Here is a 22,548-nt window from a genome sequence, read left to right on the forward strand (position 1 = left end):
TAGTAAGCTAATTTATTTTAGATTTTTTAACACATTTTTTTGATTTGAATGTTGATCGACCAGTGCTACATATGTGCTTGTTTCTTCTATTGAGTCGTTAATAATTTGCCCTTTAAACGTCAACCAACAATGTGCTTCGAGGTTTTCTTGTTGTTTTTTTACGCCAAATACTAACTCGGTTTGATAACCCAACTTATATAAAATATGCTTTTGTACCGCACAGCGGCGTAAACAATTTATTCTAACAAAGTGCTTTCTAGCCACCTTTTCGATAAGTCGAGTGATCAGGGTTATTTCTGCTAAAGCAACATCAGAAAAGGTATGCTGGCTTTTAAATAATGAAGTTTTCCACCATTTATAAGGCAAATAAGAAATCAACAGATCCCAAAATATAAACAAATACCAAGCTTTAAAAACAATCAGTTTATGTTTAGCCGGCATCTGCCAAAATTGTTGCAGAAATTTAAGCATCAACTGTCTGAGCTAAACCATTTCTTTCTAAGTCAATTAACAATTGAATTAGATCATTTTCAACATCTTTGGTGGCAATATTAAATTTGGCACTAATCATACCTGTGATTTCACTCATTGCTTTTCCTTCTTGCAGGCCTTCAAGCATCATTGCGCCAGTTTCATTCAGAGTATAATAATCTCCCGACTCTGGCTCAAGGATAACAATTTCATCGACTACCTTTTGAATAAGTAAACCTTGATTTAATTTAATATGCATAATTTTTTACCTCTAAATTGTTAAAAGTTATTTTTAGCTTTGTTTTTTTACTCTTCACTAGTATCTAATAACTGCTCTTTAGTCTTTACCACTGTGGTTCAATTTCTTTGGCTTTTTCTAGTTTCTGTCTTACCTCTTAAAACCTAAAAGCTAAAGCCTGTCACAGAGAAAAGTAACAGCAGATCTTAGTAAATAGGAGATAGTTTTTGCACCCAATAAAATTGAGATTAAACTGTAACATTATCGCCCCATTCCAAAGCTCGGCATTCCTGCATGTCGTTAGCAGGAATCCAGCTTTTCTATTGCTCGCGACTCGAATCAAGTATCTCGCCACTGCTTTTATCTTTTGCTCTTAACTATCTGCTAGCTACTATTTCCTATCTACTACTTTACTGCTTTACTACTTTTAATTGTTTCTGATCGAGTTTGTAAGTCACGTCAGCCACATCACTAAGGGATGGATCATGGGATATTAATATCACAGTGAACTGGCTAAAAATACCCTCAAACTCCTGTTTAAAAGAGTGCCTAGACAACTCATCTAACATAGAAGTGGGTTCGTCTAACAATAAAATTTCAGGTTCGAGTAATAATGCTCTAGCCAAAGATATTCGCTGCTTCTGCCCACCCGACAATAAAACGCCACCTTCTCCGACTTGAGTTTGGTAACCTTGGGATAGCTTTTGAATAAATCTATCTGCCCCAGACACTTTACATGCCTCTACTAGTTTTTGACTACTCGGGTTCACTACACCATAAGTGATGTTTTGCATAATGCTCCCATTACACAAAAGCACATCTTGCGACACTAGGCCAATTTTTCCTCTAACCGAAGAATTATTAACCTGCGCAATATCAATACCACCAATAAAAATTTTACCTGTACTGGGCTCGTTAAACTTCATGAGTAAGTGAATTAAAGTCGTTTTACCGCCACCATTTTCACCATATAACAACATTGTTTTTTTAGCTGGCAAGGCAAACGATAAGTTTTTAAATACAGCGGGTTTATTTTTGTAAGCAAAACTAACATCTTCAAATCGAATATCGGCCGATTTAATATTAAACGTTTTATTACTGCCAGAATTGGCTTCCGATTCTAAATGGTAAAATTTAAGTACCCGCTCTGAAGACCCCATCACATGTTGCACTTGACCATATAAGCTGGCCAGTGAAGAGAGTGGTCTGGTGAAGATAAGTCCGTATAACATTAAACTGATTAAATCAGGAATATGCATAGTACCGTCTTGAAAACGCATGAAACAAAAAACAACAATAGTTAAAACACCGATTGAAGCCAAAAATTGTACTAAAGGTGACATGATAGCTTGGAGTTTTAATTGTTTTCTTCTTAGTTCTAAAATTTCGGCTGTACGGTGTTTAAACTTATTGGACTCTGAATTTTCTTGATTAAAAGCTTTGATCAAAGAAATAGCGCCGATATTTTCACTGGCTAATGACAAAGAGTCAGCTTGTCTTTGCATTAATGCTCGAGAAATAGGCTGTACACCTTTGCCTACAATTTTTAAAACGATAAATATAAGGGGAATAATGACAATAATCAGTATGGCAATGCTCGGTTCTATCATGAACATCAACACAGACGCGCCAATTAAGACTAATACATTTGGTACTAAATTGGTTAAAACACTAGAAGCAAAAAAGCTAATCACAGCTAGATCAGTACTTAACATAGAAAGTACGTCACCCCGTTTAGTTTCTTTAAAAAACTGTACCGGTAAAACTTGAATATGATCGTATAGCCGGCAGCTAAATTCGGCCATTAAACGCGCACCAATAAGGGATACATTGTAGGTAGATAAAAAGCGCAGTAAGCCATGTACAGCAAATAACAAACACCATAAGGCCAAAATATAACCATGGTTTAAATCGATATCAGCTTGATTAGCAATAAAATATTCAGAATATTTGCCTGCAAAAAAAGGCACACTTAAACTCACTGCCGTTTCACATAGCATCAAAAACACAACATAAATAAAGGTAAACTTATGTTCGTTAAAGACTTTTAAACCATATTCAAATCTTAACTTATCAAACATTTAATTTGTTAATCCATTATTTTACAGCAGCTCACTGCAGAGTGAAGCAGCATAGTGCCGACTAAGCTGAATAAGGCAGTAACAGCAGATTCTAGCTACGAGGAAAGGATAACAGCAAAGGGTTAAAAACAATTCACCACAGAGGCCACAGAGCGCTTCGCTCACAGAGAAAACAACATTAGATCCTAGATGATAAATACTAGATTCTAGTACCTGCTTTTCTCTGTGATCTCTGTGCCCTCTGGGGTTCAAATTCTTTTGTCTTTTCCTCTAGACTCGAATCTAGTATCTCACCACTGTTTTTATTTTTATCTTTTACCAGTATCGATTTACTATCTACTACTTGTGCTGCTCAGTCTGCTTATCCTCTAAAACCGAATAATTTATGTTCAATTATGGTTTCGGCTACTTGTTCTGGTACAGAGGACTCCCAATCACCTCTGCCTTTTGAAAGTTGTTTTAATACTTCTCGAGAATATATTTTGAATAAAGCTTTATCACTACACTCAATTCCCGAAATAAAACCATTTTCTAACAAGTGACGATACAAAAAGCGTAAATGATCTTGTACTTTAACATCAGTAAACTCGCTAATTTCACCATTCTCATCTAACTCAGGATAAACAAATAAACGCGTGTTATCTGGGAATAACTTACCAAAACCTTCCAATATTCCACCTTCAACACCACGATAGGAATCTTCGTCAAATATTTGCTTAACGTTAATCATTCCCACAACAATACCAATTTGTAATTTAGTATATTGGCGGAAATAAGCTCTCAATGAGAAGTAACGAGTATAATCCGAAATCATCACGTTATAGCCTAGAGAATTCAATATTTGAATGCGCTGTACTATATCAGCTTCGGGCACGTTATTATCTTGACCTTTCGCATCATTTAGAGAAATTTCAGCAATCGCTACCGTATTTGAGTCGTCGATATGATTCATTGCATAAAAAGATTTTTTGCCCTGTTCTATCATGTCGATATTTAAATTAGTAACCGGCCTAAACGAACCACGGATGGTCAAAACATTTTTCTTGTAAAGTATTTCAGCAGGTACAGCCACACTGCCGTCAGGTCTAAACATAACCGCACGAGTTTTCCAACCACGAATTAAATGTAAGTTAATGGCGCGGTTGTCGATATCTTCGAAATAAGGTCCTTGGAAATCGATAGAATCAATTTCTAAGCGGTTATTTTTCATATTATCGGTTAAAGAATCGATAATTTGTTTAGGATTTTCGTAATAGTAATAAGCGGCATAAATCAGGTTAACACCTAACACGCCTAAGGCTTGTTGCTGTGCCTCAGCGTTGTCGTCTAACATACGCACATGAACCACTATGTTCGAAGGTTCGGCGCCTGGATACATTTGCACTCGAATACCACACCAAGCATGGCATTCATTGTCGCGATTAAAACTTTTCGCGGCTACCGTGGCAGCATAAGCAAAATAGCGTGAAGATTTAGAGCGTGTTTCACCTACACGATCAACCACCAAATCAAACTCTTGTTCCATCATGGCACGTACACGATTTTTACTCACATAACGTCTATCTTCTTGTACACCATAAATAGCATCTGAAAATTTCATATCATAAGCCGACATGGTTTTAGCTATGGTGCCAGCAGCTGCGCCCGCAAGAAAAAACTGACGAGCCACTTCTTGGCCTGCGCCTATCTCAACGATAGTGCCATATTTTTTCTCATCTAAATTCATACGTAGAGCTTTTTGACTGGTATTACGATGACTAACGTTATTTTTTGACTCGAGTTTTTTGTCCATGATTGCCCCTACAGTAATTGCCAATGAAGAAGCCAAAGTGTAACTTTTTTGCAGGCTGCAATAAATCTAAATTTGGCCGTATAGGTAAATAACAGCAAATTAGGCTATTGATAAATATATCAAAGTTATAATTTTAACTCAGGTGCATATTAATTGATCTTTACTCTGTTCAATTGCCAATATAATACCCGTGCTATCGAAGGCAATATTGACTATGTCACCCGAGACTAAGTTGAGGTCCAATTGATTAATTTGTCCAAGCGCGGCAATCAATTCATTTGAAATCAACATGACTTGGTTGTCGCAGGTTTTAAGTTGCCATCCACTAGCTACTAGCTCTAACTTGGCTAATATTTTATGGTGAAAGGCAAATGTTTGTTGTTGACTCAAATATTCTTGATAGCGTTTAGCATAACGATTATTAATATCATCTCGCATGCTATTAATATGCTTGGGCTCCGGCGTTAACGAATGTATATGCAAAATATTGCTGTGACTCACGGGTGTTGCAAAATGCATTTTTTGGATAGAAAAAATTCCAAATAACAAAAGTGTAGAAGCCGCCACAGCCACATAAACCAATCTTTGTAAAATAGGCTTAGTCTTTTTACTTTCTAATTGTTTAAGCAATAGATTTTTTTTGATGGAAAGTGGTGCTAAATTTTGTGATTTACGTTTAGCGTAAAGCTGCTCCAATGATTGCTCAGATTGTTTATTGTGATCAGTCATAATTATCCTCTGGGAACTGGTCCTCATGGAACTTTTCTAGCCGTTTGCGTAAACCATCTCTAGCGTATCTAAGTCTACTTTTTACCGTTTCTTGACCTGTGTGAGTAATCTTAGCAATGTCTTCTAAACTAAAGCCCTCTTGCTGTAAACAAAATGCTTCTCTTTGTTCAAATGCTATTGCTAATAATGCTTGATCAAAACAGTCGTTTAAATGTTGCCTATCTTCTTTGTTGTGAGTCTTACCTAGTGATTCGACTAAACATTCAGTGTCATTAATGGTGTTCTGAAAAGCTCGGAAATCATCCATCAATTGATTTCTTGCGATAGTAAATAACCAAGCTTTAAATTGCCCTGTATTTTGATACAAGTGTTTCTTTTCTATGACCTTTAACCAAGTTTTCTGACAAATGTCTTTAGCCAAAGTTGCATCTGATAAGGTCATAATAAAATGATAGAGATCATTACCATTAGCATCATACAATTTGCTAAGTAATGTTTGGTCACCCGTAATAACATAGCGCCGCATGATATTTTCGTTGCTATGTTTATCAAAAATATAAGATTTTAAGGTTAACGCAATACTCATAGACGCTCCCTAATTTGGATCCATGTGAGCCAGTTAGCGATTTAATTTAAAACACTCTGGCAACTGGCTCACTCTCATTAATCTGCTAATGATTAACTAGCTAATTTAAAATCTAACATTACCATCATGCCATCTTGTGATTGTGGTTTACCAGCCACAATGTTGGGTTTATATTTCCATCTTGCTAATGCTCGTTTGGCCGATTGGTTAAAAATACGTTTTGGCTGAGCATCAATTACCTGAATATTTTCTACTTCTCCCGTAGCAGAAACTGAAAACATCAGTCTTACCCAGCCCTCCACGCCATCTCGTGCTGCGGATACCGGATACTTAGGCTCAATTCTGACAATCGGCCTGGCTTCTCCCCCCGCTAAAACAAAACTAGCAGTGGAGGCTTTTTCTATTACCGGACCGGCGAAAGTATTGCTTAATATATTATTATCCCAAGTTTTACTTTGTTTCGTTTTTGCAATTTTAGGCACTGATTTAGGTTGAGGAATCGGTTTGGGTTTGGGCTTTAACGTTTTTTTCTCAATAATGGCAGAATCTTCGAAGTTATAATGTAAATCGATAATGGGCCCTACTTTAACTTCTTGGCGGGCGATTTGTTTGTTTGAAATGAGTTTGTTCATGCCGACAAATAAAGCAAAAGTAATTAGTCCAGCAAAAATAGAAATAGTGATTAGGCTTTTGAACGGTATAGATGTTTGTGGCAAGTCTAGTGTTGTTTGCATTATGTATTTCTCCATTGGTTTCCTATCAGTAACGAACCAGAATGAAGAAAGGGGTTAATAAATTTTAAATTTATTAACCTCTATTTATATTTCACTTTTCGACTTGATCGATTCAAACTCTAAAATTGATACCTTAAACCTAGATACGGCGATTCGCCTGATGTATTGTAGTCGGATATGTCTTGGTAATGTGCATCAAACAAGTTTTCAACTCGAGCATAAACAGATAGCTGTGGATTAACTTGATACTTAGCACTTATATCAAGTATTTCGTAATTCTCAAGTGGTACTCCAGCATCCACTGCATCTTTAATAACACGTATATTGGCAGTAAAGGTTAACTTATCTAATTGATAATTAGCCCCAAGATTAGCAATATTACGCGGACGACGGCGACGTTGATTCCCTGCGGTATCTTCTGCTTCGTTGTAAGTATAATTAGCATCAACACTCCAACCTTTGCCAAGCTTAATTTCAGCAATCAGTTCTACACCTTTAGATTCAGACTGTCCTATGTCTTGAATGTAACCGTCTGCATAAGTCACTGAATCGAAGGTATAAGTAATGCTGTCTTCAATTTCTTGGTCAAAATAGACTACTTCAAAGCGCGAATCCGTTTCAGTTAGAAACTCAATGCCGATTTCATAGCCTTGAGTTTGCTCTTCTTTTAATGGCGTATTAGCCGCACTAGGTAATGCTTCAGGGCGACGATTGTAGTTTACTTCAAACAAACTTGGCGCTCTAAATCCAGTACCGTAGGCCCCACGTAATTTAAGCTCATTACTATCGATAGCCCAAATATAAGCACTACTTACACGATATGTAGTATGTTCACCAAAATCATCGTTATCGTCATAACGTAAACCAGCAGTGACAAACAAATTACTGACTAATTCACTTTGGTATTCAACAAAAGCACCGCGGTTGTGACGATATTGCTGGGCAGAGGTAATGGCTTCTTTTTCCCAATCGGCACCATATACCAGAGTGTGAGTATCGTTTAGCTCACTATGAGCTAAATATTCAACTTTTTCAGTCGCACCTTTAGCTAGATAGCTAGAAACATTTTGATTGAAATTTTCACGTTCAATTAATGTTTTGGCGTATGAAAATTCATGTTCTGAAGAGCCAGTCACATAGTTTACGCTAGTGCGTAAATTAGTTTGTGCAAACTCACTCTGACAGTCATCACTGGCTGTCGCACCAAAACCACAATGATCAAACTCGCCTTCACCTTGAGTATTTCTGGCCACCAGTTTCAAGCTTAGTTGTTCGGAAACCTGATAACCTAAACGAGTGTGAATGGTGTTGTTTTCATACCCATCCAAGTCACCTGAGGCGTCATCTGTACGTGCATCAAAGCCATCAGTTTGAAAACTTGAGCCTGCAATGTAATAAGAAAATTTATCTGTTCTGCCACCTATGTCACCGACCAAATTAGTGCTGTCATAACGTCCCGCTTCAGCAGACACTCTACCAGCTAACTGTTCAGTATATTCTGCGCTATGTACATTGATGACACCACCTGCGTCGGCGCCATAAGCAAGGCCTTGAGAGCCCCGCAATATTTCAACCCGAGAAATATTGGATGCTTGCATATGACCTAATTTGGGTTCTACTTGGGTACCTGTCGGATCAGAAATATCAACGCCATCGATTCGTACTAAAGTGCGATATCCTTCTTCACCACGCACTCGAAGTGACGTACTAGAACCTGCGCCACCACTACTTGTCATACTGATAGCAGGTTGAGTTTTAAGTACTTCAGCTAGGTTAGCATAACCTCTAGCTTCAATATCAGCTTGGGTGACTAGAGAAACAGATGTCGCCACTTCTCGTAAAGGCATGGCTACACGACTTGATACCACAACAATTTTTTCAATGGATTTTTCGTCACTTTGAGCAGGTTCAGCAAAGGCGGATGTGGCAGTTAATGCCAGAGTAATAGCAGTAGCTAAAGATGTGTGTTTCATAAAATCCTCAATCTAAAAAAGTAAACGATTGAGAGGGGGATAACAGAGGATGCTTGCGCTAATTAAAGTTAATCAGCTCAAAATACCCAAAGGTATTTTGCCATTGCCAATTAAAACGGCAATGTGTCAACATTCTAATGAAGCCCGCCGCTCCATACGTACAGAAACTATTTTTAGGCCGGTGTCGGGCTAGATACTTATAAATAAGTATTTACCGTTGCGGGGGCAGCGGTGGAATTGAATCAAATATAAAAACAACCTGATTGACCACACTTCCCGTTTACCCTATCCAGATAACAAATTTGTTACCGATAGGCACCTAGAATAGCGGCGCTGAAGATACGTATAGCGCAGATTAAAGTCAAATGAAAAATGACACTAATGCTGAATAATGCAGAGTACGGCAGCTTGAAGCAGGCTAAGCAGTGGCGAGATTCAAGAAAAAGATAACAGCAAAGTGCTAAAAGCCAAATAATTTCAAAGAGTTACACCGAGAAAAGCCATAACATTACTAAAAACAAAAGCCGATCACAGAAGCTGCGCTACACAGAGAAAAGAAAAAAACTGAATTATTGTTGTCTTTACCTCTGTGGTTCAAATTCTTCTCTTCTTTTGTAAGTCATCCATTTATGGCGACTATTTCAACATTGACGGGCTAAAGCCACGACCTACCCGTTAAGGCAAATCTTAACCACCTTTACCTCTGTGTTCTCTGTGGCTCCAATTCTTTTCTTCTTTTGTAGGTCGTCCATTTATGGCGTCTATTTTTACATTGACGGGCTAAAGCCTCGACCTAAAGTTGAGGCAAATCTTAACCATCTTTACCTCTGTGTTCTCTGTGGTTCAAATTCTTTTCTTCTTTTGTAAGTCATCCATTTATGGCGACTATTTTTCAACATTGACGGGCTAAAGCCACGACCTACCGTTGAGGCAAATCTTAAACATCTTTACCTCTGTGTTCTCTGTGGTTCAAATTCTTTAGCTTTTCACTGCTTTACACTGACAGGTCTGTTTCATTCTGCTTAGTATGCTTTTTGCCGTTTTTTATGCACAACCACCAAGAGCGACAAACCTATTACTACCACAACCACACCAATAGGCTTACCTAGATCAGCAGCCAAATTAAAACCAATGGCCGCTGTCATAATGTAGGAAACGGTAATGCCTGTTGTGATGACCGCTGGGATACTAGCAATCCAGTGGAAAGTACCTCGATCAAATAAATACTTAGTGGCAAGCCACAATACGCTGGTCGACAGCAACATATTAGAAAAAGCAAAATAACGCCAAATCACAGTGAAGTCTAATTTAGTCATAAAATACGCTATGGTTAAAATAGGCACAGCCAGCAACAAGCGATTACGAATACTTTGCGGAATATTAAAGGCGTCAACCAATGTCAGGCGTAACGAGCGAAAAGCGGTATCACCAGAGGTAATAGGAAAAACCGCTACAGCAACAATGGCCATAATGCCGCCAAATACCCCCAAATAACTATTGGCGATATGGTTAACCACCAAACCAGGGCCACCAGTATCTAACATAGCTTTAAGACCTGCATACCCTTCTGGAAAAGCAGCAATACCAGCTAATGCCCAAACACACGCGACTACACCTTCACAAACCATAGCCCCGTAATAAACAGGACGAACGTATTTTTCATTGGTTAAACAGCGAGCAATGATCGGCGCTTGGGTCGAATGAAAACCACTAATAGCACCACAGGTAATCGTAATAAACAATAGCGGCCAAGTGGGTAAACCATCAGGGTTAGGTGCTAAAAAATCGTGAGCATGATCCGTTTCAAAATACGCAAAAAAATCACCAGCAATAGGTAAATGTGGCGCATCGATTAATAATGCAATAGCGATCATGGATGTCATTACTATCATTAATAAACCAAACACAGGGTAAAACTTAGTGATGATTTTATCGATAGGCAACAAGGTAGCCAAAAAGTAGTAAGCCAAAATAACTAACACCCAAAAGGTATTATTTGCCAAGAACGTATCTTCGAAAGCCTCGAGGTTACTTAATAATCCAGCTGGGCTCATGATAAAAACTACACCCACAAAGAACAACAACATAGCGGTAAACAGCAACATAAAACCTTTAAACACTATGTTGTAATAATGTCCCGCTATTTCAGGTAAACTTTTACCATCTTCTTTAATGCTCATCACACCAGAAAAATAATCGTGAACCGCACCACCTAAGACATTACCGATCACAATCCAAACCAAGGCAACTGGCCCGTAAAGTGCGCCAAGAATAGGCCCAAAAATAGGTCCTACTCCAGCAATATTTAAAAATTGAATTAAAAAAGCACGAACAGGGTGAATGGGCACATAATCAACCCCTTCACTAAAACGAGATTGGGGTGTCGCTATGGTCGAATCTATGCCAGCTTGTTTTTCAACAAAAGGGCTATAAAACTTATAACCAATAATCAAAATAGTGAGGCAGATAAAAAAGATGAGCATGGCTAGGTATGTCTCTTGTTAGGGCTGTATCCATGAGTGTATGAGTTGCACTCATCGGTTTATTCAAGTATTGAATTTGCTGGCTTAGAACAAGGTTAAAAGCCAAGTTAGATAATAACAAAGTTACTTTAAACAAAAAATAGTTAAAAGCTTGAAAGTAGGTGAGTGCTGCGCAACAGCAGCCACCTTTGGTCACGAACAAAGCAACTTATTCAGCTATGGCAATCTCAAACTCTGGCATGGCTTGAATCACTTTTTTCACTGTGCAGGTATTAGCTGCAGCCAATAACGCTTTTCTATATTTTTGTGGGAAGCTATCTGGCAAAGTTACCACTATATTAAAACGTTTGTGATACTTGTCTTCACCTATATTATTGTTGTCTTGAGTAAGTGAAATACCTTCGGTACTGATATCTCGTTGCTCACAAAACTTACGAATATAAAACGCGGCACATAATGGCATACTTGCCAAAAAATAATCAAAAGGTTCGGGCTGCGACTCATTACCACCCACGCTGACACTTTGATCACTGATAATCTGATGTTTCCCAAAACTTGCCTGTAACTTTTGACCTTCCAGCAATTTGACTTCGATTTTCATAGCAAATCCTATATCAATAAAAAGCATAAAATAATAAAACTATTGTTTAATAGCATATACAAGGTAACACAGTATATTCCCTTAGTGCATTGTCTAGTCTATTAAAGTAGTCGCGAGTTAGCAGATTCGAGAAAAAGATAACAGCAAAGAGCTAAAAGCCAAAGCATTTCACAGAGTTACACCGAGAAAAGCCATAACATTATTAAAAACAAAAGCCGATCACAGCGGCTGCGCTACACAGAGAAAAGACAACAGCAGATCCTAGTAAATAGGAGGTAGTAAATAGTTACACAAAATTAGTAACAGGCTCAGATTATCAGCCGCCCCCCAAAGCCGGTCATTCCTGCATGTCGTTAGCAGGAATCCATTATTGAAAAGCAGAATACTGCAGCGTGAAGCAGAAAAAAAAAGCTCGAACCTCGTAGCTATTGGCTACTTATCTTTACCTTTGTGAGACGTTTTTACCTTTAACTACCCTTCTCTGCTCAATCTGTTTTTTGCTGCTTTTTCTGCAACACATCCGAATTGGTCTCTATCATAAATTTTTTTCACATACTTTTTTACATTTCAACAATATATATTAAACACCTGTTTTTAATATAAAAAATAGAACACCATGTAAATAAAAGTCCATTAGTGATAAACAAGTGTTAATTTTATGTTGACATAGTTTGGTTGTAGAGTTAAAAAATGTATCAATAATAGATACATTATAACAAGCAACACTTGAAGAGGATTTCAAACATGTTCAGTCTAGTTCGCACTCTTAAAACCAATCACAATCAAATATACAACAGCATGCGTTTAGCAGGTTTAGTTTTAGCCGGTAGCATGGCTGCTGGACATAGTGCTATTTCTTCAGCGCAAGATAAAACTGTCGCTGATAGTGAGCAAGAAGTAGAAACCATAGTAGTCAGAGGGATTAAAAAGAGCCTTAATATGGCTCGAGACTTAAAACAAGACAATGCCCAGTTTGTTGATGCCATAGTGTCCGATGACATCGGTAAAATGCCAGACACCACGGTAGCAGAATCTTTAGGCCGTATTTCAGGAGTACAAATAGACAGGGGTATAGGTCAAGGTAGTGATATTTCTATACGTGGCTTACGTCAAAATGTGATTTTATATAATGGTCGACAAATCTGGGATTCTGCAGGCCGTGGTTCAAATGGTCCAGATCAACTAGGCACCTCTACCTACGGCTTATTAGGCACTGTACCTGCTGCATTAATTTCACAATTACAAGTTGAAAAACTATCAGCCTCTGATCAAATAGATGGTGCCTTAGGCGGCGTAGTTAATATCGTATCTCGTAAACCTTTTGATGAAAATGGCGAACATATTGCAGGTTCATTTAGTTATTCTGATGCCGAACTAGGCGGTGGTAGCAACGAATTTTTCGGTATGTATTCAAACACTTATGCTGATGATAGATTAGGATTCTTAGTCAGTTTTGTACGTTCTGACAGTACCAATAATGAACATGCTTTAGGTACATTTTCTGGGTATAGCTTAGCCGACAATGAAGGTTTAGCCGATCGGACTTATGACAACAATGGTAACCTAGTTTCAACCGATCCAAATGGTGACGGTGTTTCCGCTCTTATCCATGTCGACCCTCGCCCTTGGCAAATAGAAGAAGATCGTGAAAGAACAGGGGTGAATGTGGTGATGCAGTATTTACCCACTAATAATTTAGAGTTCACTTTAGATCACTATTTTACTCAATTAGAATCTGACCGAGATAGACGATGGCTGGGACTTTATGCAGGTTTTGGTGACTACAATAATGTAGTATTTTCAGAAAACGAAGTAATAGTTGCGGGAACGGTTACTCGTCCAACTCATACCAATGTCGAATTTGCAGATATTAAATCAAAAGTGCAATCAACCGCCTTGCAAGCTGAGTGGGACGCCACTGATGACCTACAAGTTTTTGCTGAACTTTCTTACACTAAAGGTGAAGGCACTTATGATCAGCAATATATGCGTTTACAAACTTTAGCCAATGATAACGTCAATTTTGATCTGACTAATGGTGATTTTGGTCAATTCCAATTCCAAAATGACTTTACCGACGCTTCAACATTAAATTTCCCGATTACTTTTTTCCAAGAATTTGTGGATGAAACAAAAGATACCACTGGACGTGTAGATTTTGATTGGAATATAGATTTTGGCGCATTTCATACCTTAGAATTTGGTATGCGTCACCAAGATTTAACCACCACTAAATCTCACTTAAACGTTGATATTCGTAATATATCTGGAGTCAATACCGCTTCAGACTTATTAGATGCCGGTTTATTAGAAGTATTCACAAACGATGATTTTCTGCCTGGGGAATTTGTTGGGGTACCACGCTCTTATTTAACCTTTAAAGAGAGTGCGATGAATGGTGGTGGCATAGCCGGCTGTGAAACCCTGGCTCAATTCTACTCTGCAGAAGAAAGCCAAAGTTGTGCTGACGGAACAAGTGGTTCTGCAGCACTCAACTCATTTAGAATTGAAGAGCAGTTTACCGCAGCATACATAAAGGCAAATTTCGCCACCGATTGGGCTAACCTTCCTGTTTCAGGAAACTTTGGCTTACGCATGCTTAATAGAGATTTAGCATCTATAGGTAATCAACAAGTCGGCGATAATATTGAAGCTGTTACCTTCCCTCGTTCAGATACTGAAGTGTTACCGTCTTTAGCGCTCAGAATGGAATTAGATGATGGGCTGATTGCCAGATTTGGGGCTGCTCAAGTGATCTCATTTCCCGACACTACATCGCTAAACAATGGGGTTCGTTTATTTGTAGATAATGATTCAGATATTGGCACAGGAACAGGTGGTTCACCAAACTTAGATCCATTTAAAGCCACACAATTAGATATGTCTTTAGAATGGTACTTTAATGCAGACTCCCTACTTTCTGGGGCATTATTTTACAAAGATATCGACACATTTATTGTTGCAGAAACGCAATTAGAAACCATAGGGGGCAATCAATATCGCGTTTTAAGAGATACCAATGGTGAAGGCGCTAAAGTAAAAGGCTTAGAAATTTCTTATCAACAATCCCTCTCCTTTTTACCTGGCGTAGGTACCATTTTGACCTATTCATTTATCGACGGCGAAACCCCTATCAAAGACGATTCTGGTAGAACCTTAAGTTTCCCTGGGCTATCTGAAAACAATATTAACGCTGTTGTGTATTATGAAAATGAGGACTTTAATATGCGTATGGCTTACAACTGGCGTGATGAATATTTGAATTCTATTGGTGCCGGTAATACAGGTGTATTCAATGACGACTACAAAGATTTATCGTTTACCGCTAGATACAATATTAGCGAAGAAGTGACTCTCGGTTTTGAAGCATCTAATTTACTTAACAGTCAATTACGTACCTATAATGCGGTTCCAGAAGCACTGCGTACTAATGCCGTGTTTGGTAAAAGTTATAAGCTGTCTATTTCAGCCAGCTTTTAATTAAGGACTTTATTCTAGCTAGCAAACTTAAGCTTGTTATAAAACCTCCAATATCCATTGATATTGGAGGTTTTTTTATTCCATGAGGAAAAAAGTAGAATACTGCAGAAATAGCAGAATGGGGCTAACTGAATAGTAAAAGCAGGAACGCCAAAGCGTGTCACAAAGCTATACCAATCTAGTTAACCTGAATACTGGATAAGCCGCCCCCCTCGATAACGCTCTTTTTGTGCCTAGCGGCGTTGGATTGTCTAGCAATAACACGTTATTACGTACGACAATCCGCCTTGCTATACACAAAAATTTCATCACCGAGTAAGCATCCAGGTGAGGTGATTTGGGTGAATATTATTAAGCTATTGAACTGTAATGATAAATTCAGATTAGACGATACTTCTTATCAAGAACTCAGGTTAGTTAAATAATTGGTCGCTCAGTGAGAATTTAACAGGCTTAGGTAGGGCGCATGACTGAAGGTGTAATGGTACGACACAGAGAAAAAGACTAAAACAGTATGAAGTGAACCTTAAATTACAGGCAAAAAAAAGTGAGGTGCTTGGCACCTCACTTTTGCTTTTAATGAATACTAAAAAGTATTAATCAATATCTTAAAATTTTGCGTTAACACCAACACTAAAGACTCGATCGTTATAGAAAGAACGTTCAAGAATTTCTTCGTATCGTGTGTAACGTTTTGATATTGTTTTAGTTAAGTTAGTGATATTAAACCTAACCGTATATCTTGAGTTTATCTTATAGTTAGCTGCAAAATCTATTTGCCCTCTAGCTGCTGTATAGATTGGAGATACCGCGCTTTCACCACTCAAGAATTTACTTTTATAATTGTAAGAAACTCGAGTATTAATTCCCGCTTTGTCATAGAACAACGAGAAGTTACCAGAATGACGGGCTAAACCTTGTACTGGCAAGAAGGCATTAGGGTCTACCAATTCTACATTTGCTATTGAACCTTGTTCTTTAAGTTCTTTAGCTGCGACTAATTTTTCTTCAAATGTCTCTAAACCTGCGTAACCAAATAATCCAAAGTCAAGCTCTTCACCGTCATCATTAGCAAATTTAGCATCAGGTCGTGTGCCTTTAGACAAAGTATAGTTGGCAGTAAAACCAAATCCATCCCAGCCATTTGGTAAGAAATCAAAGAACTGTGTATAAGATAGCTCTATGCCTTGTCTGGTTGTTTGTGTGCCATTAATCCATCTTTTAGCACGCCAAAGTTCAGCACCTTCTACCGATGAAATATTTTGGCCTTCTAAGAAACCACTACCTTCTTCACCTACATATTGCGCATCAGGGTCAACTCCAACTACTGCGATAAAACGCTCTCTTTCTATATCTGCATTAACTTGGCGGTAGAACAATGCAACACTGGCTGAGTTGCCTTTACCCCAGTATTTTTCAAAGCTTAAATCGTAGTTATTAGACGTGTAAGGGTCAAGTTGAATACTCCCTACAACAGTTCCTGCACCACGGATACCCGGACAAGGACTTGTGCCGTCGTATCCACCACTACTAAGAAGGTGTTCCTGTGCTTGTTGGCGTTCTTGTTCTGCTGCCGTCAGGTTAGGATTAGGCACTTCATAACCGAAGTTGTTAAATGGGTCACTTGAATCATAAACGTTACAACCATTGAATGTATTGAATGTACCCGTTGGTTTTAATTGCCCAAAGGTTGGTCTTACCATTACTTTAGCTGCGGCAAGGCGAATTATGCCTAAATCGTGAACGACTGCTAAGTTTAAACTTGGTAACCATTCGGTATAGTCTTTATTATCAGTGGTTTCTACTAAGTTACCATTGGCATCGATGTTCCCAGGCGTAGTAACTGAATCTATACTTGTGTAAACACCACGAATACCCATGTTGCCTCGGTATTCAAAACCATTTCCTAATTCGCCTCGGGCATTTATTTTGACGTATGCTGCGGCATGATCTTCAGTTAGCTTATAATCTTCTTCAGGTCTGTCTATGTAACCACCAAAATCATTGTAGCCAAAAACTTCACGCCAATCTTCTTGATTATTAAACCAAAAATCTTGAGAAATTTGTATCCAAGAGTCAATACTTGATACACCTGGGTCGGTGTAAAAACCATCAACTGTTTTAACTGCGTCTGGGTATGCAGCCATTAAATCAGTTAATGAAACTGAAGGGTCAGTACAAGAAGGATCGCCTTCTTCAAAAGAGTTTCCATTTGGACCATTAGCACCGTAGGCGTTATTTCGGTTACATTTATGCACAAACCTGTGTGTGCGTTCCATAGTATTACGATCAAATCTCATACCAAATTCTATGGTACTAAGGTCTCCGTAATCTAGGTCGTAATCTACATCAACCTTGAAAGAAGCTGTGGTAGGGCTGTGCGTGTAGCCGTCATCTTGCGCGGCATTAAGTTTAAAGTTAGTCGGGTCAAGAGTTGACTTACCTTGCCAATCTAACGCAACCTCGTTACCGTCAGTTAGATCTATACGAAGAAGCTCGCCAATTGCAAGTGCACCTTCACCTTCATCTACTCGTAGAGTTTGATTTTGCTGAGTAAGTGGGTTGCCACTAAAAAAATTAAGAGCATGATTAATATAGTGATGCTGATATTCTGATGATGAATAAGTCGCTTCAGATTCAATTTGCATATTGTCAAATAACCATTTTCCCTGTAATGCCAGGCTAAATACTGTGGTTTCTGCCTGATTACCTTGACCGTTAGAGCTATTTAAATATGCGGCATTGGTATCAAAACTGGCAACCGGATAAACAGTGTTAGTTACCTCACCTAAGGCATCATAAAGAATTCGTTCTGTACCCGTATACACTACATTATCAAAAGCATAGTAAATACCATCTTCGCCAGCAAGCTCATCAAAAGTATCAACATCAAAATAATTATTATTAACACGATTTGCTATGGTTAAGGTGTCACGAGTTTGTTGATTGCGCTTGTGATTATAAGTTGCTTCAAACAAATATTCACTATCGTCATTTGGTCGCCACTGCAGCGTCGTTACTAAAGACTCACGAAGTTGCTCGTTCTCATATTGCAGCTGTGTAAAACTAGCGGGTACATGATAAAGATTGTCACCACATGTAGCGAAACTGGCTCTATCAATTAAACCATCGCCTCCTTTTACAAAGGCATCACATGTATTGCCCCAGTTATTAACTTTAAGAATATCGCCACTGACTTCATTATTGTTATATGAACCATTAAACAATAGACCAAAATCACCATATTTAGTGTCGGTTAATTTTGTAGCGTAGATAGCGCTTAAATTAGGATAAACTTTCTTAATGTTATCGCCATAAAGTGCTTTTGCATTAACGTTGATCAAACCATCTTTCATAGCAAGTGGTCGTTTAGTTTTTAGGTTAACCGTTGCACCTAAAGAACCTTCTTTTAAATCTGCAGTTGGTGATTTGATAACTTCTAAACTATCGATAAGTGATGATGGAATATCACCTAAGTTGGTGTTTCTGCCTTCACCTTCACCAGCTGCCACCGAACGGCCGTTAAGTTCAACTCGGTTTTGACTAATCCCACGAATAGTAAAACCTGTTGCATCACCTGACTCAGAGCGACTAATTTGTACTCCGGTGATCCGCTGCATTGACTCGATAACGTTAGTATCAGGGAAATTACCCACATCTTCTGCCGATATAACATCAATTAAATTGTTAGACATCTGCTTAAGTAATGTTGATCTTACAATACTGCCTCTTAAGCCTGAAACTTCAATGACTTCCATTTCAGTATTTGGGGCTGCCTGTGTTGCAGCTGCAGCAGTAGAGTTGGCAACAGGTGCTACTTCAATCTCTTGTGCTGAGACAGAACTTAAAGCTGTTGCCATGGATAGTGCCAGAAGGGTTGGCGTAAAGTTTTTTTTGTGGATCATGAGTGTGATTTCCTATGTTCTTATGTACTTTTTCTCGACTCAACCAATGGGTAATATTTAGTGACATTCCACAAAAACATAACAAAAGTTGGTCTCATTTAGATATCAAACAATACAGCTTTTAAAAGCCGTAAATTAAATGACGATTTTTGTGTTTTTATAAATAATAAAACAGAGGGCAGATGAAATAGAGTACAGCAAAAGAAAATAGATTCTAGCTGGTAATTTCGACAAAGATTTAAGCATCTACTAACTGCTTAAATCTATGTCCATTCACTAGATTCTAGTATTTTATATTTATTAAGCCTTTAGTCAGTGCCATATTCAACAGTCAATGATTGCAGATTAGGACCACTTTGGCCTGTTGTTCTAAACTCAATATTATTGGCACCGGCAAATAGTGGCGCAGAAATTTCGACTGCTTGCCAAGCTTTCCAACCACCAGTATGACTAAATTTAACTTGGCCAATCTTTTTATTGTTTACGTATAAATCCATTGAACGTAGAGACTTTTTGTCTTTGGAAGCATAACGTAATTTCAGAGTAAAAAGACCGGCTTCCCCATCATTTTCTTGATACCACTTAATTGAACCTTCTCGACCGTTAAAGTCGATATGATCTGCACTTTTCACCGCGCCAGTATATTTTGCATCTATGGCTAACATACCTGATTGGTTTGCAGCAGAGCTTGTAGTCTCTGTTTGTGCGTCGCCCCAATACAAACCAGAACCATCGGCAAAGGATTCTTGCATGTTAAAAATAACCTGCTTGCCTTGTACCACTATGGCTTTGACTTGTGTTCCTGCGCTTACAGAAAATGGTGTTGTGTACATTTTGCTTTGTTGAGTCGGTTGACTACCATCTAAGGTGTAATACACCTTAAATTTCTGCTGTTTAACGCTTCCTAGAATATTCAACTGCTGTACATCAATAGAGATGTTATTAGACAAAGTCAGTTGTTTATCACCAATAATAGCGGCACTGGTTAAGCTAATGTCAGCTTTATTGTCTTCAATCTGAATAAAAGCACGGGTTGCGCCCATAAAGGCTTTACGATGATCGACACCATAGTTTTTATTGGTATCAACCGGATCACCACTTTCTAAAGAGATGATGCGTGCAGGACCCGCTAAATGAAAATACACCTTATTTTCACCATAAGGATAAAATACACCGTTGTCATCTTTCAGTTCAGCAGTGATCACTGCGTTATTATCTCTAGCTGCAGAGACAAATTCATTCTCAGCTTTAAGACTTAGAGCGGCAGGTGCGCCAGAAGTTGTTTGCTCTGTTGAAGTCACCACTTTGCCATCAATATAACAATCTGCTTTTATGCTGCCAGGCTGCCATGGTACTAACCATTCGGCCTGCATCTCATCCCATTTGCTGCCTGGAATATCTTTACCTAAAGACTTACCATTATGGAATAACTCAACCTGCTGACAGTTTGAATAAGCCCAAACTGGTACTTTAGTGCCGATTGGCATATTAGGGTGGGTCCAATGCGGTAATAAGTGAACCATAGGTTCGTCTGTCCATTGACTTTTATAAAAATAAAACAAGTCTTTTTCAAAACCGGCTACATCTAATGCGCCTCCCATAAACAGTCTAAAAGGCCAGCCACCATGTACATAACCAGCTTCACCGTAATAGTCAAAACCTGTCCAGCGAAAATGCCCACTGAACCAAGGTAAATCACGCATTAACTCCCAGTTTTTACGGGCTGAAATACGTACAGTGGCATTATCGTAAGATGAGTTAAAATGCTGTTTTTTGTTTTTCCATTCGCTGGGGGCAGCCCATTCATAGTTAAATATTTCTTTTTCGGTTAAGTCAGGTAAGGGAAAAATACCTTGTTTTGCATTGCGGTTACCGTCTCTAAACCAAGTTTTTGAACGGTAATAACCTCGGGTTTGCCATGTATGTGGTGCTTCAGTTGCTACGAAAGGTTTATTAGGACGTGGTTTTTCAAAGAATTGATATTTCTCACTCCCACCATTTACCCCAAAAACATCCATTTGTTCTGAAGCACTATGACCTGAGGTGACAGGGCGTGTGGGATCTAATTGATGAGTTAATTGCACTAACTCTTTGGCAATAGCATCCCCCCGAGTTTCATTACCCATACTATAAATAATAATAGAAGGATGGTTACGATTACGTTTCACCCATTCAGTTAAATCTTGCTGCCAAGACTCATCAAAAGCCTGAAAACCATAGTCGAATTCTGCTTTTTTCATCCAACCATCAAAAATTTCATCCATTACCATAATGCCCAGTTCATCACATAACTCGTAGAACATAGGTGGGTATGGGTTATGGGCAGTACGTATTGCATTGACGCCCATTTCTTTTAATAAAGATAACTTCCATTTTAATAGTGGTTTGGTCCAAGCGCCGCCAACTGGGCCACCTTCATAGTGTTCACTGACGCCTAATAATTTAGTGACTTCACCATTTAACCAAAAGCCCGTTTCTGCATGCCACTCAATAGTACGCACACCAAATTTTGTTTCTAGTTGATCGATAGTTTTACCTTGATGGTTAATTCGGCTCACTAACTTATATAAGTGGGCAGAAGCTGGACTCCATAGTTTAGGATTATCTAACTGAAGTTGGCTGTTTATGACACATTCTTTAGCACTTTTATCACAGTTAGAGATAGGCTGTGTAGTCTCAGCTACCAGTTTACCCTTGGCATCAAATACTGAAGATTGCAGATATAAATCACCGCTTAGACCTGCAGTATTAATCATATCGGTGCGAATGCTTACTTCTGCTATATCATCTGTAATCTTAGGGGTTGTAACATAAACACCATTCGGCTGAATATGAGTAGGATGAGTCACTTCTAATGCAACAGGAGCATAAATCCCACTAGGGTGATACCAGCGAGCTGAGGGATCTTTTATATTGTCCACTCGAAGAGCGATAACATTATCACCTGGTTTTAACAGCTTGCTTAAATCGTGGCGAAAAGAAATATAACCATAAGCCGTTTTCCCCAAATACTGACCATTAACCCAGACTTCGCTATTCATATAAACACCATCAAACTCGATGTTAATACGTTTACCCAGCCAGTCTTTTGGCATCTGAAAAGACTTACGATACCAAGCTAAGCCACTATCAAAATAGCCACCGTTAGCGGCTTGACTGCCATCTTCTGAGATACCATTTTCGAACGACCAATCATGAGGCACATTCAGTGTACGCCAATCAGAATCGTCAAAACTAGGCAAGTAAGCATTATGCTGCTCGTCTAATTTAAACTTCCAATCCTGATTAAAATTAATATTTAAACGCTCAGCATTGGCAGGTGCAAGGTGAATTACACTGCTGATGATAAACAAAAGTAGTGTCACACAATGTTTTATTTTATTTTGCATTTTAAACTCAAAAACTCGTTTATTTAATCATATTAAAAAGGAGACAAAAATAATCAAAAAACCCGCAATATTAACGGCACTAATCT

Annotated in this window: 13 protein-coding genes and 1 riboswitch; of the genes, 1 reads left to right on the top strand and 12 read right to left on the bottom strand. The window is 38.5% G+C overall.

The genetic code is table 11. From position 1 onward, the window contains the following. Nucleotides 1–12 precede the first annotated feature (12 nt). The 10 genes from GQR87_RS16210 to GQR87_RS16255 form a co-directional block, all read right to left on the bottom strand. Nucleotides 13–471 carry a lasso peptide biosynthesis B2 protein gene (locus tag GQR87_RS16210; protein WP_158971112.1) on the bottom strand — a complete coding sequence of 153 codons (459 nt, stop codon included), beginning with the start codon at nucleotides 469–471 and terminating at the stop codon, nucleotides 13–15. Then, nucleotides 464–730: a PqqD family protein gene (locus GQR87_RS16215; RefSeq protein WP_158971115.1), complete on the bottom strand. Its 267-nt coding sequence runs from the start codon at nucleotides 728–730 to the stop codon at nucleotides 464–466. Before GQR87_RS16215 ends, GQR87_RS16210 begins: the two co-directional genes overlap by 8 nt. A gap of 389 nt (nucleotides 731–1,119) precedes the next feature. After that, complete coding sequence (locus GQR87_RS16220; RefSeq protein ID WP_158971117.1) at nucleotides 1,120–2,790, bottom strand: ABC transporter ATP-binding protein; 1,671 nt, start codon at nucleotides 2,788–2,790, stop codon at nucleotides 1,120–1,122. Between the two features lie 361 nt (nucleotides 2,791–3,151). Continuing rightward, complete coding sequence (locus GQR87_RS16225; protein ID WP_158971119.1) at nucleotides 3,152–4,582, bottom strand: TonB-dependent receptor; 1,431 nt, start codon at nucleotides 4,580–4,582, stop codon at nucleotides 3,152–3,154. A gap of 138 nt (nucleotides 4,583–4,720) precedes the next feature. After that, nucleotides 4,721–5,311 (bottom strand): hypothetical protein, encoded by a 591-nt coding sequence (locus tag GQR87_RS16230; protein WP_158971121.1) that lies wholly within the window; start codon nucleotides 5,309–5,311, stop codon nucleotides 4,721–4,723. Next, nucleotides 5,304–5,897, bottom strand: a complete 594-nt coding sequence (locus GQR87_RS16235) for a sigma-70 family RNA polymerase sigma factor (RefSeq protein WP_233267293.1) — start codon at nucleotides 5,895–5,897, stop codon at nucleotides 5,304–5,306. Before GQR87_RS16235 ends, GQR87_RS16230 begins: the two co-directional genes overlap by 8 nt. A gap of 92 nt (nucleotides 5,898–5,989) precedes the next feature. Continuing rightward, nucleotides 5,990–6,631: an energy transducer TonB gene (locus GQR87_RS16240; protein WP_233267294.1), complete on the bottom strand. Its 642-nt coding sequence runs from the start codon at nucleotides 6,629–6,631 to the stop codon at nucleotides 5,990–5,992. A 119-nt stretch (nucleotides 6,632–6,750) separates the two neighbouring features. After that, a complete protein-coding gene (locus tag GQR87_RS16245) occupies nucleotides 6,751–8,604 on the bottom strand; it encodes a TonB-dependent siderophore receptor (protein ID WP_158971125.1) in 1,854 nt (617 codons plus the stop codon). 158 nt (nucleotides 8,605–8,762) lie between these two features. Then, nucleotides 8,763–8,942, bottom strand: a riboswitch (cobalamin riboswitch). A 684-nt stretch (nucleotides 8,943–9,626) separates the two neighbouring features. Further along, complete coding sequence (locus GQR87_RS16250) at nucleotides 9,627–11,087, bottom strand: carbon starvation protein A (protein WP_158971127.1); 1,461 nt, start codon at nucleotides 11,085–11,087, stop codon at nucleotides 9,627–9,629. A 208-nt stretch (nucleotides 11,088–11,295) separates the two neighbouring features. Then, nucleotides 11,296–11,688: an OsmC family protein gene (locus GQR87_RS16255; protein WP_158971129.1), complete on the bottom strand. Its 393-nt coding sequence runs from the start codon at nucleotides 11,686–11,688 to the stop codon at nucleotides 11,296–11,298. A gap of 744 nt (nucleotides 11,689–12,432) precedes the next feature. Between GQR87_RS16255 and GQR87_RS16260 the strand changes: the two genes are divergently transcribed. Beyond that, on the top strand, nucleotides 12,433–15,168 hold the full coding sequence (locus GQR87_RS16260; protein WP_158971131.1) for a TonB-dependent receptor: 2,736 nt from the start codon (nucleotides 12,433–12,435) through the stop codon (nucleotides 15,166–15,168). A 608-nt stretch (nucleotides 15,169–15,776) separates the two neighbouring features. On the opposite strand, the gene GQR87_RS16265 is transcribed toward GQR87_RS16260, so the two are convergent. Together GQR87_RS16265 and GQR87_RS16270 are read right to left on the bottom strand one after the other, a co-directional pair. Beyond that, nucleotides 15,777–19,073, bottom strand: coding sequence for a TonB-dependent receptor (locus GQR87_RS16265; RefSeq protein WP_158971133.1), 3,297 nt, complete (start codon nucleotides 19,071–19,073; stop codon nucleotides 15,777–15,779). A gap of 308 nt (nucleotides 19,074–19,381) precedes the next feature. After that, nucleotides 19,382–22,462, bottom strand: coding sequence for a glycoside hydrolase family 2 TIM barrel-domain containing protein (locus GQR87_RS16270; RefSeq protein WP_158971135.1), 3,081 nt, complete (start codon nucleotides 22,460–22,462; stop codon nucleotides 19,382–19,384). Nucleotides 22,463–22,548: the final 86 nt, after the last annotated feature.

This window comes from Paraglaciecola sp. L3A3 (assembly GCF_009796765.1).
Taxonomy (GTDB): Bacteria; Pseudomonadota; Gammaproteobacteria; order Enterobacterales; family Alteromonadaceae; genus Paraglaciecola.